A 16,141-nucleotide genomic window follows, 5' to 3' on the forward strand; every position below is an offset into this window, starting at 1 on the left:
GCCGAGGTCAGCGCAGTACCTCGGTGAGGACCGGGGCTCCGGGCGTGCCGGTGTCGAACTGGGTCCGGTGCAGCTCGGCGTAGCGTCCGTCGGCCGCGAGCAGCTCGGAGTGGTTGCCGCGCTCGACGATTCGACCGTTCTCGACCACGAGGATGAGGTCGGCCGCGCGAATGGTGGACAGCCGATGCGCGATCACGATCGCGGTCCTGCCGTCGAGCGCCTCGGTCAAGGCTTCCTGGACTGCGGCCTCGGAGGTCGAGTCGAGGTGGGCGGTGGCCTCGTCGAGGATCACGACCCGCGGCTGCGCGAGGAGTAGACGGGCGATGGTGAGTCGTTGCCGTTCACCGCCGGACAACCGGTAGCCCCGCTCGCCGACGACGGTGTCGAGGCCGTCGGGCAGTGACTCGATCAGGGCGGTGAGGCGCGCCCGTCGCAGAACCTCCCACAGCTCCGCCTCGGTCGCTTCGGGCCGGGCGAGCAGCAGGTTGGACCGCACGGATTCGTGGAACAGGTGGCCGTCCTGCGTCACCATTCCGACGGTCCGTCGAATCGAATCGGTGGTCAGATCCTTCACGTCCACGCCGCCGATGAGGACGGACCCGGCGTCGACGTCGTACAGCCGTGGAACGAGCTGCGCGATGGTGGACTTCCCGGCACCGGAGGACCCGACCAGCGCGACCATCCGGCCCGGTTCCAGTCGGAAGCTGACGTCGTGCAGGACCGTCGACCCGGTACGGGTGTCGAGTCCGGCGACCTCCTCGAGCGACGCGAGCGACACCTTGTCGGGGGAGGGGTACGCGAAGTCGACGGACCGGAACTCGACCGACGCCGGGCCTGCCGGGAGGTCGACGGCGTCGGGCTTCTCCGTGATGAGCGGCTTCAGGTCGAGGATCTCGAAAACCCGCTCGAAGCTGACCATCGCGCTCATGACGTCCACTCGGGCACTGGCCAGCGATGTGAGGGGCGAGTACAGCCGGGTGAGCAGGAGCGCCAGGGAGACGACCGCGCCCGCCTCGAGTTGGCCGCGCAGCGCGTAGAAACCACCCAGCCCGTACACCAGTGCGAGTGCCAGCGCCGACACCAGCGTCAGCGCGGTGACGAACACCGACTGCAGCATCGCGGTGCGGACACCGATGTCGCGGACCCGCCGGGCGCGGACCGCGAACTCGGCGGACTCCTGGGCTGGGCGGCCGAACAGCTTGACCAGTGTGGCCCCCGGCGCCGAGAACCGCTCGGTCATCTGCGTGCTCATCACGGAGTTGTGGTTGGCGGCTTCGCGGCTGAGCTGGGCGAGGCGTGCGCCCATCCGGCGGGCAGGCAGGACGAAGATGGGAAGCAGTAGCAACGACAGCAGCGTGATCTGCCATGAGATGCCGATCATCACGATCAGCGTGATCACCAGTGTCACGAGGTTTCCGACGACGCCGGACAGGGTGTCGCTGAACGCGCGTTGCGCGCCGATCACGTCGTTGTTGAGTCGGCTGACCAGCGCGCCGGTGCGCGTGCGGGTGAAGAACGCGACCGGCATCCGTTGCACGTGGTCGAACACGGCTCGGCGCAGATCGAGGATGAGGTCCTCTCCGATGCTCGAGGACAGCCATCGGGTGACGATCGCGAGACCCGCCTCGAACACGGCGATCGCGGCGATGAGCAGCGCAAGCCGCACCACGACGTCGGCCGAGTCGCCGGCCACGATCGCGTCGACGACGCGGCCGGCGAGAACTGGGGTGGCCACCGCCAGCGCCGCGGTGACGACGCTGAGCAGCAGATACCACGCGATGTGGCTACGGTGTGGGCGCGCGTAGCCGGCCACCCGGCGCAGCGTGGCGCGGGAGAAGGGACGACGGTCCTGCTGCGCGTGCATCGCGTTGTACATCGCGTTCCACGCGGTGACCTCCATGCTCATGGTGCGCCCCTCTCGTCGGCCCGGTCACGATACGACCGGGGTCCGACACCGAAGGTAAGACCTCAACATTGCTCGAGGTCAAGGCGCGGGCAGTCAGTGAGCGATGTCGACGACCAGTCGGGTGGGATCGCTCAGGGTGTAGACGCGGTAACCGACATCCCGCTGGGACAGCCCGATCAGCGTCTGCGCCCGACCCTCGAAGACGCCCGCGTCGCGGACCTCGGTCACGACACCGCCGGACCCGACCTCCAGCGGATTGGGTCCCGCATACGGCTCGACACCGGACTGGGGCTGCATGGTCGACCCCTCGATGAGAACCTGGAGGATGCCCTGGCCCGCGACCGCGAGGGGCTTGCCGCTGCCCTGCTGATTCGCGGTGGACACGATCTCGGCCTGCCACCCGGGCGTGCCGACGCCGCCGAACTCGTACACCACCCGGTCGAAGCCGTCGTGCCTGCCGACTCGCATGTCGGTGATGGTCAGCGCGGCGTCGGGGGAGGCCTGCCCGGTCTGCGGGGCAACCTCGGTCGGGGCGTCGGTCATCGTGCCGTCGGCTGCCGCGAGCGGCGCGATGTTCGTCGGAGAGGCCTCGGACGTCGACGTGGTGATCGAGGTCGTCGACGCGGTCTGCTCGGCGTCGGTGCTCGAGCAACCGGCGAGCGTGAGCGCCGCGACGGCGACGGAGGAGATGGCGAGCGTGCGGCGGGACCGAAGGTACGTCATGAGTGGCGATGGTAGGTCGGGCACGTTCCGCGGTCGCGGTCCGACGCGGCGTCGTGTCCGATTCGGTATGTGTGACGTCCGACGCGCTCAGTCGCGCTCAGTCGCCGGCGAGGGCGTCGCGCAGGTAGGCCAGATCGTCGGCGATGCCGTCGGCGGGGGTCTCGAGGATGACGGGGGCGCCGGCCGCGGACGCGACGGCGGTGAGCATCGCGGGGTCGATCAGGCCGGTGGTGAGGTTCGCGTGCCGGTCGCGGGCGGAGTCGAACTCGTCGCGCGAGTTGTTCAGGTGGACCAGGTCGATGCGCCCGGTGATCGCGCGGATCCGCTCGACGATGCCGAGCAGTTCCTCGCCGCCCGCCCACGCATGGCAGGTGTCGAGGCAGAATCCCGCGCCGAATTCGCCGACCGCGTCCCACAGGCGTCCGATCGCGTCGAGGTGGCGGGCCATCGCGAAGTCGCCGCCGGCCGTGTTCTCGATCAGGATCGGGACCGGGAAACCGCCCTTGTCCTGCTGGCGCTCGAACAACTTGCGCCAGTTCTCGACGCCCGCGGCCGGATCCTCGCCGTCGCGCACGTGACCGCCGTGGACGACGAGGCCGACTGCCCCGATGTCGGCGGCAGCGGCTGCCTGGTCTGCGACGGCCTTGCGGGACGGCATCCGGAGTCGGTTGTTGAGGCTCGCGACGTTGATGACGTACGACGAATGGACGACGACATCGATCGGGCTCGCGAGGATCTGCTCGGTCTGTGGGTGGGGCTCGGGCTTGTCCCACTTCTGGGGGTCGGTGAGGAACAGTTGGACGATGTCCGCGCCGAGACGCTCGCCGGCCCCGATGGGGTCGGCGTCCTGCCGGACATGGGCTCCGATCCGCATGTCCCGAGAGTAGCCGTGGGGCGGTCCCGGTCATCGAGAAACGCCCGCCGTGGATGGACGCCGCCTGGTTATGTGGCTGTCAGCACACCGACAGATGCGGGAGATTGAGACCACATGGGCAAGTTGGACGGAAAGGTCGCGCTCATCACGGGCGCCGGCCAGGGCGTCGGTCAGGGAATTGCGTTCGCACTCGCCAAGGAGGGCGCGAGGATCGCCGTGTCCGGGCGGACGGAGTCGAAGCTGATCGACACGTGCGAGGCGATCGCGGCGTTCGGCGGGATCGCCGAGCCGGTCGTCGCGGACGTGTCGAGCGCCGACGACATCACGCGTTCGGTGGACACGACCGCGGCGCTCTTCGGCGGCGTCGACATCCTGGTCAACAATGCCAGCCTCAACCCGCTGGGTCCGATCAACGATCTCGAGGCGGGTCTCCTCGAGCGCGCGTACACGTCGGGTCCGGTTGCGGCCCTGCGCACGATGCAGGCTTGCTACCCGCACATGAAGGAGCGTGGCGGCGGAGCGATCGTCAACATGGTCTCGTCGGTCGCGGTGCGCTGGGATGCGAGCGGTTACGGCGGCTACGCGTCGGTGAAGGAGGCCGTCCGGTCGCTCACCCGCGCCGCCGCCTGCGAGTGGGGTGTCGATAACATTCGCGTCAATGCTGTTGCACCGCATGCAATGTCGCCGGGTCTGCAGCGTTGGGCGGACGCCCGTCCGGAGGAGGCCGCCGCCTTCGTTGCGAGCATTCCGATGCGACGGATCGGTGACGCCGAGACCGACATCGGCAGCGCGGTCGCGTTCCTGGTCGGACCCGATGCGGCCTATCTGACGGGTGCCACGATTCCGCTCGACGGTGGGCAGGCCCGCTGGGCCTGAGCCTGTCGAAGGCGATGCGGGCCGATCGGACGTCGTGGACTTTCCGGACTGCACAGGCGGTTTCGGCGTCGTGACGGAAAGTCGAACGTAGTCCGACGATCCGGCCCGCGGTCCTCCCGGTGCGTGTGATGATGAGAGTCTCACCGCATCGGGAGGACCCGGTTATGGCTGCGGAATTCACGGGCAAGGTTTCGGTCGACATTCGGGATTCGACGCCGGACTGGGCGCCGTTCGCGGAACCTCGTGCCCCCGAGGGGGCGCCGAACGTGCTGTACGTCGTGTGGGACGACACCGGAATCGGTACGTGGGACATGTACGGCGGGCTGGTCGAAATGCCCAATCTGAAGCGGATCGCCGACCGCGGCCTGCTGCTCAGCCAGTTCCACACGACGGCACTGTGTTCACCGACCCGCGCGTCGCTGCTGACCGGTCGCAACGCGACGTCGGTCGGAATGGCCACGATCGAGGAATTCACCGACGGGTTCACCAACGCGAGTGGTCGCATACCGGCCGACTGCGCGCTGTTGTCGGAGGTCCTGGGTGAGCGCGGCTGGAACACCTACGCGGTGGGCAAGTGGCACCTGACACCGCTCGAGGAGGCGAATCTCGCCGCGACCAAACGGAACTGGCCGTTGGCGCGGGGATTCGAGAGGTTCTACGGGTTTCTCGGCGGTGAGGCCGACCAGTGGTACCCGAACCTCGTCTACGACAACCATCCGGTCGAGCCGCCGTACGCGCCCGAGGACGGGTACCACCTGTCGAAGGACCTGGCGGACAAGTCGATCGAGTTCATCCGGGACTCCAAGGTGATCGCTCCCGACAAGCCGTGGTTCATGTACCTTTGTCCGGGTTGCGGGCATGCGCCGCACCATGTCTCGAAGGAATGGGCGGACCGGTACCGGGGTCGCTTCGACATGGGCTACGAGAAGTACCGGGAGATCGTCCTCGAGAATCAGAAGCGGCTCGGCCTGATCCCGGCGGACACCGAACTGTCCCCGATGAACCCGTATTCCGGGGAGGTCAGCGCGGAGGGCCTGCCTTGGCCGCCGCTCGACACGGTCCGCCCGTGGGACTCCCTCGGCGACGACGAGAAGCGGCTGTTCTGCCGGATGGCCGAGGTGTTCGCCGGGTTCCAGAGCTACACCGATGCCCAGCTCGGCCGGCTGCTGGACTACCTGGAGGAATCGGGTCAGCTGGACAACACCATGATCGTGCTGCTGTCCGACAACGGTGCCAGCGGTGAGGGCGGGCCCAACGGGTCGGTCAACGAGTACAAGTTCTTCAACGGGTACGCCGACAAGGTCGAGGACGGACTGGAGAAGATCGACCAGTTGGGCAGCCCGGAGACGTACAACCACTACTGCCTCGGCTGGGCGATGGCGTTCAACACCCCGTACAAGCTGTTCAAGCGGTACGCGTCGCACGAGGGCGGGATCGCGGACCCGTGCCTGATCTCGTGGCCCGACGGCATCGCGGCCCGCGGCGAGATCCGCGACCACTACATCAGCGTCTCCGACATCACGCCGACCGTCTACGAGTGCCTCGGTATCGATCCGCCGCTTCTGGTCGGCGGTGTTCCGCAGCGGCCGCTCGAGGGCACCAGCTTCAGGCCGATCCTCGACGACCCCGATGCGGCGACCGGGAAGTTGACCCAGTTCTATTCGATGCTCGGGACCCGCGGGATCTGGCACGACGGCTGGTTCGCGAACACCGTCCACCCCGCGGCGCCGTCGAACTGGTCGCACTTCGACGACGACCGGTGGGAGCTGTTCCACATCGCGCGCGATCGCAGCCAGGTCCACGACCTCGCCGCCGCGCGGCCGGACAGACTCGACGAGATGCGCGCGCTGTGGTTCGAGGAGGCGGAGAAGTACGGCGGGCTGCCGCTCAACGACCTCGACATGGTGTCGGCGTTCCTGCGGTATCGGCCGTACCTCACCGGTGCCCGCGAGTCGTTCGTCTACTACCCCGATGCCGCGGAGGTGGGTCCGGGTGCGGCACTGGAGATGCGGGGCCGGTCGTTCTCGGTGCTCGCGGAGGTCAGCATCGAGGCCCGCGACGGCGGACCCGCCGCCGGTGCCGCCGAGGGTGTGCTGTTCGCGCACGGCGGCCGGCTCGGTGGGCACACGCTGTTCGTGCAGGACGGGTTCCTGAAGTACGTCTACAACTTCCTGGGCGAGGAGGAACAGGTGGTGGTGTCGACGGAACCGGTGACGGCCGGCGACCACGTGCTCGGCGTCCGGTTCGTCCGGACCGGCGCGGCCGACGACCAGTTCACGCCGCTCGGCGACACGACTCTGTACATCGATGATCGTGCGGTGGGCTCGCTCACCGGGATGCGACTGCAACCGGCGATGTTCTCGGGGGTCGGGCAGGGCATCCGCATCGGTCGCGACCCCGGACAGTCCGTCTCGGCTCTCTACCGGGCGCCCTTCCGGTTCCGTGGTGGCACCATCGCCAAGGTGGTGGCCGACGTCTCCGGTGAGCCGTATCTGGATCTCGCGCGGGAGATCGCCCGCGCGTTCTCCCATGACTGAGGCTTCATCCGCAGGTCGGGGTCCAAGATCAGGGATGTCCCCGATGGTCTTCTGTCGGGCCCGCGGGTGAGGATGGTGGGCATGCCAACCGAAACCGAGTTGCCCACCGAAACCACAGTCGCCGCTCGCGCGGTCAACCTGACGAAGGTCTACGGGTCGGGGGACACCCAGGTCCACGCGCTCGCGGGCGTGTCCGCGGAGTTCGAGCGGGGGGAGTTCACCGCCATCATGGGGCCGTCCGGCTCCGGCAAGTCGACGCTCATGCACTGCCTGGCCGGCCTCGACGAGGCGTCGTCGGGTTCGGTGTTGATCGGAGCCACCGATCTCACCACGCTCTCGGACAAGCAGATGACCCAGCTGCGCCGCGACCGGATCGGGTTCGTGTTCCAGGCGTTCAACCTGGTGCCGACGCTCACCGCCCTCGAGAACATCACGTTGCCGCTCGACATCGCCGGCCGCCGCGCCGACCAGCAGTGGCTCGACACCGTGATCGACCGGCTAGGGCTGCGGGACCGGCTGGACCACCGGCCCGGTGAGTTGTCCGGCGGGCAGCAGCAGCGTGTCGCATGCGCGCGGGCGCTGGCCGGGCAGCCGGAGATCATCTTCGGTGACGAGCCGACCGGCAACCTGGACTCGAGTTCCTCGGGTGAGGTCCTGTCGATCCTGCGAGCCGCGGTCGACGAGTTCGGCCAGACCGTCGTCATCGTCACGCACGACCCGCGTGCCGCGAGCTTCGCGGACCGCGTGGTCTTCCTGGCGGACGGCCGGATCGTCGACGAGTTGCGCGAGCCCACCGCGGAGTCGGTGCTGGACCGCATGAAGAACCTCGAGACGGTCTGACGCCATGGCAGTGACCAGTTCCCCGATGCGCAAGGTTTCGCTGCGCAATCTCGCCGCCCACAAGGTGCGGCTCGTCCTGACTGTGTTGTCGGTGGTGCTCGGCACGGCGTTCGTGGCCGGTTCGTTCGTCTTCACCGACACCCTGCAGAAGACCTTCGACAGCATCTTCGACGGCACCGCGCAGGGCGTCGACGTCCGCGTCAGTCCCGAGGAGCAGGGTTCGAGCGGCGTCCCCCTCGCGGACGTCGACACGATCCGCTCCGTCGACGGTGTCCGCACCGTCGCGCCGTCAGTGGGTGGCCAGATCGTTGTTCTCAACTCGGCCGGCAAGCCGATGCAGAACGGTGGCGCACCCAGTATCGGTTCGTCGTATCTGCCGCCGGATCAGGCACTGGGAGAGCCGACGGTCTTCGTCACGGGTACCCCGCCGGAGCAGCCGAACCAGATCGCGCTCAACGAGGGTGCCGCGAACCGGGCCGGCCTCGAGGTCGGCTCCGCCACGCGCGTCCTGACGATGCGCGGCTGGAACGACGTCACTGTGTCGGGCATCTACGCGCCCGAGACCGACACGGGTGGATATGTCGGCGCGCTATTCACCGACGCGCAGGCGCGCGAGCTGTTCACCGACGGCGGCCACGTCGGGTACATCGACGTCGCCGGGACGGGAGTGTCGCAGGACGAGCTGCGTGATCGGATCGCGGCGGCGTTGCCCGACACCAAGGTTCAGACCGGCGCCGAGGTCAAGCAGGAGACCAAGGACGAGATCGGTGAGGCCCTCAGCTTCGTCAACTACTTCCTGCTGGCCTTCGGCGCCATCGCACTGCTCGTCGGCACGTTCATCATCTACAACACGTTCTCGATGATCGTCGCGCAGCGCCTGCGCGAGCTGGCCCTGCTGCGTGCGATCGGTGCCAGCCGCAAGCAGGTGGGCCGGTCGGTCGTGTTCGAGGCGCTCATCGTCGGCGTGATCGGCAGCGCGCTGGGCATCGCCGCGGGCATCGGGCTCGCGTACGGCCTGCGGGGTCTGCTCAACGCGTTCGATCTCGGCCTGCCCGACGGCCCGCTGCAGGTGGCGCCGCGCACGATCATCGTGGCTCTCGTGCTCGGTGTGATCGTCACGGTCGTCAGCGCGTACGCGCCGGCTCGCCGGGCCGCCAAGGTTCCGCCGGTTGCGGCGATGCGTGAGGAGTTCGCCTCCACGGGTGACACCCTGCGGGTGCGCACGTTGATCGGCGCGATCGCGGCCGTGCTGGGTGTCCTTGCGCTGGTCGTCGGAGCACAATCCACCGGTGGCGGAGCGGCCGCCGTCGTCGGGCTCGGGGCGCTCGCCCTGGTTCTCGCGGTGCTGCTGGCCGCTCCGGCGCTGTCGCGTCCGGTGGTGGGTGCGCTCGGTGCCGTGTTCGCCAAGCCGTTCGGTCCGGTCGGGCGTCTGGCCCGCACCAACGCGGTCCGCAATCCGCGCCGCACCGCGGCGACGGCGTTCGCGCTCACCCTCGGGCTGATGCTCGTGTCGGTGATCGGGGTGTTCGGTGCATCCGCCAAGGCGAGCGTGAACTCGCTCGTCGACAAGGGCGTGGAGGCCGACTTCGTGCTCACCGGCCCCCAGGGGATCGGGGTGCCGGCCGGCGCCGCCGGCGCCGCCGCGCGGGTGAACGGCGTCACCGACGCGATCTCGCTGCACGGTGTCGCCGCGAAGATCGGCGACGCCGATGTCTACGGCACCGCGCTGAGCGGGTCGCCGGAAGGCGTGCTCGCCTACACGATGAAGGAAGGGGCCTCGTCGGTGTCCGGCACCGACATGCTGGTCAGTGCCACCGAGGCTGCCGACCGCGGGTGGGCGATGGGCACCCCGGTGACCCTCACCGACCGCGACGGCGAGCAGGTCGTCACGACTGTCACCGGTATCTACGAGGACAACCAGCTGCTGGGTCCGTGGCTCGTCTCGGACCAGGTGTACCAGGAGATGACGGCGCCGAACATGCGCACCGAGTGGGCGGTGCTGATCAAGGCGGCGCCCGGTGCCGACCTCACGGCGATGGCGACCGACCTTGCCACCGCGACCGACCCGTTCGTCGTGGTCCAGGTCCAGGACCGCGAACAGTTCAAGGGCACGCAGGGCCAGCAGATCGATGCGCTGCTCGCCGTGCTGTACGGCCTGCTCGCGCTCGCGGTCGTCATCGCGATCCTCGGCATCGTGAACACCCTCGCGCTCTCGGTCGTGGAGCGGCGCCGGGAGATCGGCATGCTGCGAGCGGTGGGTATGCAGCGGGCGCAGGTTCGCCGCACCATCTACCTCGAGTCGGTTCTGATCGCGGTGTTCGGTGCCCTGGTGGGCGTCATCCTCGGTGTCGTGTTCGGGTGGGGCTTCGTCCGGACGCTCGCCGACCAGGGCCTCGACCAGATCTCGGTGCCGTGGGGACAGGTGCTGGGGATGCTGCTGGGTTCCGCGGTCGTGGGCGTCCTGGCCGCACTGTGGCCCGCCAACCGGGCGGCCCGCACCCGGGCGCTCGAGGCCATCGCCGACATGTAGGCGCGGCGAAACCAGGGGCGGTACCTTCGTCGGCTTCGGCCGCGAAGGTACCGTCTTCGCGTGAGCAACCTGCAGGAAATCGGTGATCGTGACGGCTGGCGCTGTTGGCTGTGCGACGAGCCGGTCGACCCGGACATGTCGGTCAACGATCCGCGCGGACCGAGCGTCGACGGCATCAGCACCGCGAAGAAGAGCAAGGGCAAGTCGGTCCAGGAGCGCCTCGCGCACCGTGCCTGCAATACCAAGAAGGGCGCAATCAAGCCGGTCGTCGCGTGGCCCGACGAACTGTTCGTGGTGGACCCGGCGCCGATCATCGGTGTCGTCGAGCAGTTGACGCGCAAGGGCGGCCGGGTCGCGGTGGCACGCTGTCCCGGCGAGGCGGATGCGCGGGCGGCCGGTGAGTGGCTCCTCGACCGCCTCTCGCGGCTTGCACCGGACCTGGATCTGACCACCCGGGTCGACTCCGGTGGCGGAGGCGCTCTGCTGGTTCTCGAGACTCGCTAGGCGCCGCGGCAAAGCGCCGTTCACCGCCCTACATGGGAGTACCGTTCGCATCGAGGACCCGGATCCGGTTCAGGTGTGGAGGGAATCATCGATGAATCTGGCGTTGACCGCGGACGAGCGCGCGTTCCGCGACGAGATGCGCACCTTCTTCCGGAGCGAGGTCCCGGCGGAGATTCGTGAGCGGGTGGCGTCGGGTGCCACACTCGGCCGCGACGACGTGGTCACGACGCAGCGCATCCTGAACGCCGCGGGTCTCGCGGTACCGCACTGGCCCGTCCGGTGGGGTGGCCGGGACTGGACCGCGGTGCAGCGGCACATCTGGCTCGACGAGATGCAGTTGGCGGCGGTCCCGGAGCCGCTGGCGTTCAACGCCAACATGGTCGGTCCGGTGATCGCGGCGTTCGGCTCGGACGAGCAGAAGGCGCGGTTCCTGCCCGCGACGGCCAACCTCGACATCTGGTGGTGTCAGGGCTTCTCGGAGCCGGGATCGGGGTCGGACCTCGCTTCGCTGCAGACCCGCGCCGTCCGCGACGGTGACAGCTACGTGATCAACGGGCAGAAGACGTGGACCACGCTGGCGCAGTACGCCGACTGGATCTTCTGCCTCGTGCGCACCGATCCGGACGCTCCGAAGAAGCAGGCGGGCATCTCGTTCATCCTGGTGAACCTGACGTCCCCGGGCGTGACGGTGCGACCGATCCGCCTCATCGACGGCAGCTACGAGGTCAACGAGGTCTTCTTCGACGATGTCCGCGTGCCGGCCGAGAACCTGGTGGGGGAGGAGAACGCCGGCTGGAGTTACGCGAAGTTCCTCCTCGGCAACGAGCGCACCGGCGTCACCGGTGTCGGCCGCACCAAGATCAAGCTGGCGCGCGCGAAGGAGCACGCGGCGCGCACTCCGCTCGGTGCGGGCACTCTGCTCGACGATCCGCTGTTCGCGGCCCGCGTCGCGGAACTCGAGAATGAACTGCTCGCACTCGAACTCACGCAGCTGCGGGTGGTCGCCAGTTCGGTGCACGGCAAGCCGGACCCGGCGTCGTCGCTGTTGAAGCTGCGAGGTTCCGAATTGCAGCAGGCCGCAACCGAACTGCTCGTCGACATCGCGGGCCCGGACTCGTTGCCGTTCGAGGCCGGCGCCGACATCGAGAGCCCACTGTGGGCGCAGCGAGCCGCGCCCGCGTATCTGAACTACCGCAAGGTGTCGATCTACAGCGGGTCGAGCGAGGTGCAGCGCACCATCATCGCGTCGTCGATCCTCGGATTGTGAGGCGTGGCATGGACTTCGAACTCGACGACGAACAGAAGCTGCTGCGCGACACGACGCGGGAACTCCTCGGCCGCAGCTACGACCCCGAGGCACTCGCGGCGGTCAAGGCGACGCCGCGCGGTTGGAGCGAGGACGTGTGGCGGAGGCTGGCCGAGACCGGACTGCTCGGGCTCGGATTCTCCGACGAGGACGGCGGCTCGGATGCCGGCCCGGTCGAGGTCGGACTCGTGATGTCCGAACTGGGCCGACGGCTCGCGCCGGAACCGCTGCTGGATGCAGTGCTGGTGCCCGGTTCGTTGATTGCCGACGTCGGCAGCGAGGCGCAGCGGCGGAAGATCCTCCCGAGTGTCCTCGGCGGCGCGGTGCTGCTCGCGTTCGCCCACGCCGAGTCGGGGACCCGGTGGCCGGCGGTCGAGGTGGGCACCAGTGCTGTGCGGCAGGGAGATTCGTGGACCCTCACCGGCACCAAGAATCCGGTGCCGCACGGTGACTGCGCCGACTCGGTCGTCGTGTCCGCGGCGTTGCCCGACGGCGGCGTCGGCCTGTTCCTGGTGGATGGGGACGCGCCCGGCGTCGCTCGACAGCGATATGCGACGCACGACGGCTTGCGGGCCGCGCAGATCGAATTCCGGGACGCCCCCGCCGAGCCGTTGGGCGACGGCGGCGATGTCGTCGCCGCGATCCACGCCGCGCAGGTCCGCGCGCAGGCCGCGCTGTGTGCCGAGGCGGTGGGCGCGATGGAGGAGACCCTGCGGCTGACCACCGAGTACCTGCGGACCCGCAAACAGTTCGGTGTGCCGCTGGCGAGCTTCCAGACTCTCACTCAACGCGCGGCCGACATGTATGTCTCGTTGGAACTGGCCCGCAGCATGAGTCTGTACGCGACGATGTCGCTCGCCGACGGCGTGATCGATCCGGTCATCGCATCGCGGGTGAAATTGCGGATCGGCCGGTCGGCCAGGCACATCGGGCAGGAAGCGATCCAGATGCACGGCGGCATCGGTATGACCGCCGAATACGTGGTGGGGCACTACGTGTCCCGACTGACCGCGATCGAACACACCCTCGGCTCGACCGACGATCACCTGCGGGTCCTCGTCGCCGACGTCGCGGGGCACGACATGGTCGACGTCGCGGGCTGACGGCGTCCGCCCGGACGGCGCGAAGGGAGTGACCGATGGCGAACGGAATCGAGTTCGCGGTCCTGGGTCCCGTCACGGCCGTGCGCGGGGGCAAACCGGTCTTGCTCGATCAGCAGCAGCGCGCACTGCTCGCGGCACTGCTGGTGGCCTTCCCCTACTCCGTCGACGTCGAACGTCTCCGCGCACAGGTCCGGCACACGCGGGCGGCGGCCGAGAGGAACGGGCAGCCCGGTGGCGGGGAGACCGATCCACTCGAGCAGGCGCTGGTGGGGTTGCGGAGTCGGCTCGACGGTGACCGCCCGGCACCCGGCGGCAGCATCCTGGTGCGTGAGGGCACCCGGTACCAGCTCGCCGTCGAGCGTGATGCCGTGGATTCGGCCCGGTTCGTCGACCACGTCCGCCAGGGCGACGCGATGCTGCAACACTCGTCGGTCGCGGCCGCCCACTCCTACCAGGAGAGCCTCCGTGAGTGGCGCGGCCTCGCCTATGCGGGAATTCCGTCGTCCGCGTTCACCGAGACCGTGTTCATCGAGAGCGAGGTGGCACGGCTGACCTCGATGAGGTACCACGCGCGGATGTCGTTGGCGACGGCGCACCTCGAAGGCGCTGCGCCGGCGTCGGCGGTGGTCGAGGCCGAAGCGCTGGTGGCGGATCATCCGCTCGACGAACGGGCGTGGGAGTTGCTGGTGCTGGGGTTGTGCCAGTCGGGTCAGCTGCCGCATGCGCTCGCGGCGATCCGCCGTTGCCGCGCCATCGTCGACGACCGGCTCGGCACCGAGATCAGCGCGGGTCTGCGACGCATCGAATCCGCGATCCTGACGAACGACAGCGTGTATCTGGAGTCGGCGCGGGTGTCGCCGCCGCCGCAGAAGGCGGGGTCGAATCTGGTGGTGCCGCGGACTCGTCTGGTCGATCGTGAACGGGACGTCTCGGCGGTCGTGCAGTTGCTCGACGAGCGGCGGATGGTCACCCTGGTCGGTCCCAGTGGCGTCGGCAAGACCAGGCTCGCGGTCGAGGTGTGTCGTCGGCGCGACGATCCGGACGGGCCGTGGGTCGTGGATCTGACCAAGGTGACGGACGGGGCGCTGATCCCGTCGACGATCGCGACCCTGTTGTCGCTACCGGGGGTGGGTTCGGCGACGCACCTGGCGGAGGTGATGGCGGTTCGATCGTGCGTGCTCGTCCTCGACAACTGTGAGCACGTCGCCGACTATGCGGCCGACGTCGCGCGAGCGATCGTCGCCAGGTGCCCGCAGATTCACGTGATCGTCACGGGCACAGCACGGCTCGGGGTCACCGGTGAGGTCGTGTACGAGGTCGAGCCGTTGCCTGTGGACGACGTCGCGGGCGAACTCTTCGCCGAGCGGGCGGGCGGTGTCACCGCCGGATGGGAGTTGGATCCGAAGAACACCGAGGCCGTGCACACGATCTGTCGTGCGGTCGACGGGCTGCCACTGGGCATCGAACTTGCTGCGGCGCAGTTGCGGTGGATGCGTGAGGACCAGATAGCGGCCGGGCTCGTGGACCGGTACACGCTGCAGCACGGGAACTTGACGGAGACCATCGGTACTCGCGGTCGATTGTGGGACACGATCGACTGGGCGAACCGGCTCATGTCAGACGAGGAGGCCCGTCTTCTGCGTCGGGTCGCGGTGTTCGCCGGGTCGTTCGACGTGGAGGGTGCTGCGGCGATGTGCCTGCTGGGCACCACCGCGGAGGTGTCCGGGGTACTGACCTCGCTGGTCCGCCGCTCGCTGGTCCGCGTGGTTCCCGGAAGCTCACCTACCCGCTACCGGATGCTGGCGACCGTGCGACGGTTTGCGCGTCAGCAGGCCGACGACGCCGAGACGATCGCGATCCACGCGGCGCACCGGGCTTTCGTGCTTGCACGCGTCCAGTCTGTCGCGGGTGCTTTGCGGAGTGCTCGGGCGGGGCAGGCAATGAACATGCTCGGACGGGACCAGGCGGAGCATCGAGCAGCGCTCGAGTCGGCCTTCGCGGTGGACGACGCGCACTATGCGCTGGAACTGGCCGGTGGTCTCGCCTGGTACTGGTATCGCGTCGGCAACATCGGGGAGGGGCTGCAATTCCTGCGCACAGCGCTGGATCTTGTTGCGGGGGACTGGCGTCCACCGGAGCCCCGCGTCATGGCGCGGGCACTGGACGGGCTCGCGTCGCTCACCTACCTGACCGGTGATGCTCCCACGGCGGAGGACGCGGTGCGGCGCGGTGCGCAGCTGTGGTCCTCGATCGGTGAGACCGGCGAGGTGGCGCGTGACGACGCCTGGCGCGCGCATTTCGTGGCGATGCAGGGCCGGCCCGAGGTGGCGGTCGAGTTGGCCCGCCACGCAGTGCAGTTGGCGGCCGAGCACGACGCGGTGTGGGCGGAGGCGGAGGGTCGGATGGTGCTCGGCATGCTGCTGCGTTCGGTGGGCGAGCTCGAGGATGCTCGTAACGAACTGCGGGAGGCGATCCGTGTTGCGGAGCGGTGCGGTCACCGGTGGGCTGTGACGTCGTCGACGTGGGCGCTGATGAAGGCGGCTGCGGATGCCGGCGATGTCGAAGGTGCACTGGCGACGATGCGGGTGCTGCGGGCCGATCTCCAGGAGGAGGGTGATGTGACGTCGTGGCTGGTCATGATCCACTCGACTGCTGCGGTTCTGGCGGCGGCGGGGCGTCCCACCGACGGTGCGGTGTTGTTGGGGGCCGTCGATGCGCTGGGCGCGCAGGCCGGTTTCCTGCCGGCGTGGCTCGACGCTGTGGATGGGCCGATCGAGGCCGCCGTCGTCCACGACGCCCTGGACGACGAGGAGTACGAGCAGTACGCGGCCGTCGGCTCGCACCTCACTCGCGAAGAGGTCAACCGGTTGGTGGGCGAGCTCGTCGAGGGGCCGGTTCCGGAATCACATTAGAGCCCAACGGTATACGGACGAACAGTCCCT

General features: G+C 68.9%; 11 protein-coding genes. 8 read left to right on the forward strand and 3 right to left on the reverse strand.

The annotated features are described in order from the left end of the window. Window positions 1-7: 7 nt before the first annotated feature. The 3 genes from HUN07_RS09040 to HUN07_RS09050 form a co-directional block, all read right to left on the reverse strand. Window positions 8-1,906 carry an ABC transporter ATP-binding protein gene (locus tag HUN07_RS09040; protein WP_174909209.1) on the reverse strand — a complete coding sequence of 633 codons (1,899 nt, stop codon included), beginning with the start codon at window positions 1,904-1,906 and terminating at the stop codon, window positions 8-10. Window positions 1,907-1,999: 93 nt separating this feature from the next. Then, a complete protein-coding gene (locus HUN07_RS09045; protein ID WP_174909211.1) occupies window positions 2,000-2,629 on the reverse strand; it encodes an AMIN-like domain-containing (lipo)protein in 630 nt (209 codons plus the stop codon). A 97-nt stretch (window positions 2,630-2,726) separates the two neighbouring features. Further along, window positions 2,727-3,503: a deoxyribonuclease IV gene (locus HUN07_RS09050; protein ID WP_114718505.1), complete on the reverse strand. Its 777-nt coding sequence runs from the start codon at window positions 3,501-3,503 to the stop codon at window positions 2,727-2,729. A gap of 114 nt (window positions 3,504-3,617) precedes the next feature. On the opposite strand from HUN07_RS09050, the gene HUN07_RS09055 reads away from it, so the two are divergent. The 8 genes from HUN07_RS09055 to HUN07_RS09090 all read left to right on the forward strand — a co-directional run bounded on the left by HUN07_RS09055 (window position 3,618) and on the right by HUN07_RS09090 (window position 16,111). Beyond that, the gene (locus HUN07_RS09055; protein ID WP_114718506.1) at window positions 3,618-4,379 is read left to right on the forward strand and encodes an SDR family NAD(P)-dependent oxidoreductase; all 762 of its coding nucleotides are present in this window, start codon (window positions 3,618-3,620) and stop codon (window positions 4,377-4,379) included. A 164-nt stretch (window positions 4,380-4,543) separates the two neighbouring features. Further along, the gene (locus HUN07_RS09060) at window positions 4,544-6,916 is read left to right on the forward strand and encodes an arylsulfatase (RefSeq protein ID WP_174909213.1); all 2,373 of its coding nucleotides are present in this window, start codon (window positions 4,544-4,546) and stop codon (window positions 6,914-6,916) included. A 72-nt stretch (window positions 6,917-6,988) separates the two neighbouring features. After that, window positions 6,989-7,756 carry an ABC transporter ATP-binding protein gene (locus HUN07_RS09065; protein ID WP_114718508.1) on the forward strand — a complete coding sequence of 256 codons (768 nt, stop codon included), beginning with the start codon at window positions 6,989-6,991 and terminating at the stop codon, window positions 7,754-7,756. 4 nt (window positions 7,757-7,760) lie between these two features. Next, window positions 7,761-10,286 (forward strand): ABC transporter permease, encoded by a 2,526-nt coding sequence (locus HUN07_RS09070; protein ID WP_174909215.1) that lies wholly within the window; start codon window positions 7,761-7,763, stop codon window positions 10,284-10,286. Between the two features lie 60 nt (window positions 10,287-10,346). Beyond that, a complete protein-coding gene (locus HUN07_RS09075; RefSeq protein WP_114718510.1) occupies window positions 10,347-10,790 on the forward strand; it encodes a hypothetical protein in 444 nt (147 codons plus the stop codon). A gap of 91 nt (window positions 10,791-10,881) precedes the next feature. Beyond that, a complete protein-coding gene (locus tag HUN07_RS09080) occupies window positions 10,882-12,057 on the forward strand; it encodes an acyl-CoA dehydrogenase family protein (RefSeq protein WP_174909217.1) in 1,176 nt (391 codons plus the stop codon). Between the two features lie 8 nt (window positions 12,058-12,065). Further along, window positions 12,066-13,199 carry an acyl-CoA dehydrogenase family protein gene (locus tag HUN07_RS09085; protein ID WP_174909219.1) on the forward strand — a complete coding sequence of 378 codons (1,134 nt, stop codon included), beginning with the start codon at window positions 12,066-12,068 and terminating at the stop codon, window positions 13,197-13,199. Between the two features lie 35 nt (window positions 13,200-13,234). Then, on the forward strand, window positions 13,235-16,111 hold the full coding sequence (locus HUN07_RS09090) for an ATP-binding protein (protein WP_174909221.1): 2,877 nt from the start codon (window positions 13,235-13,237) through the stop codon (window positions 16,109-16,111). Window positions 16,112-16,141 lie beyond the last annotated feature (30 nt).

Source organism: Rhodococcus sp. W8901, assembly GCF_013348805.1.
Classification (GTDB): Bacteria; Actinomycetota; Actinomycetes; order Mycobacteriales; family Mycobacteriaceae; genus Prescottella.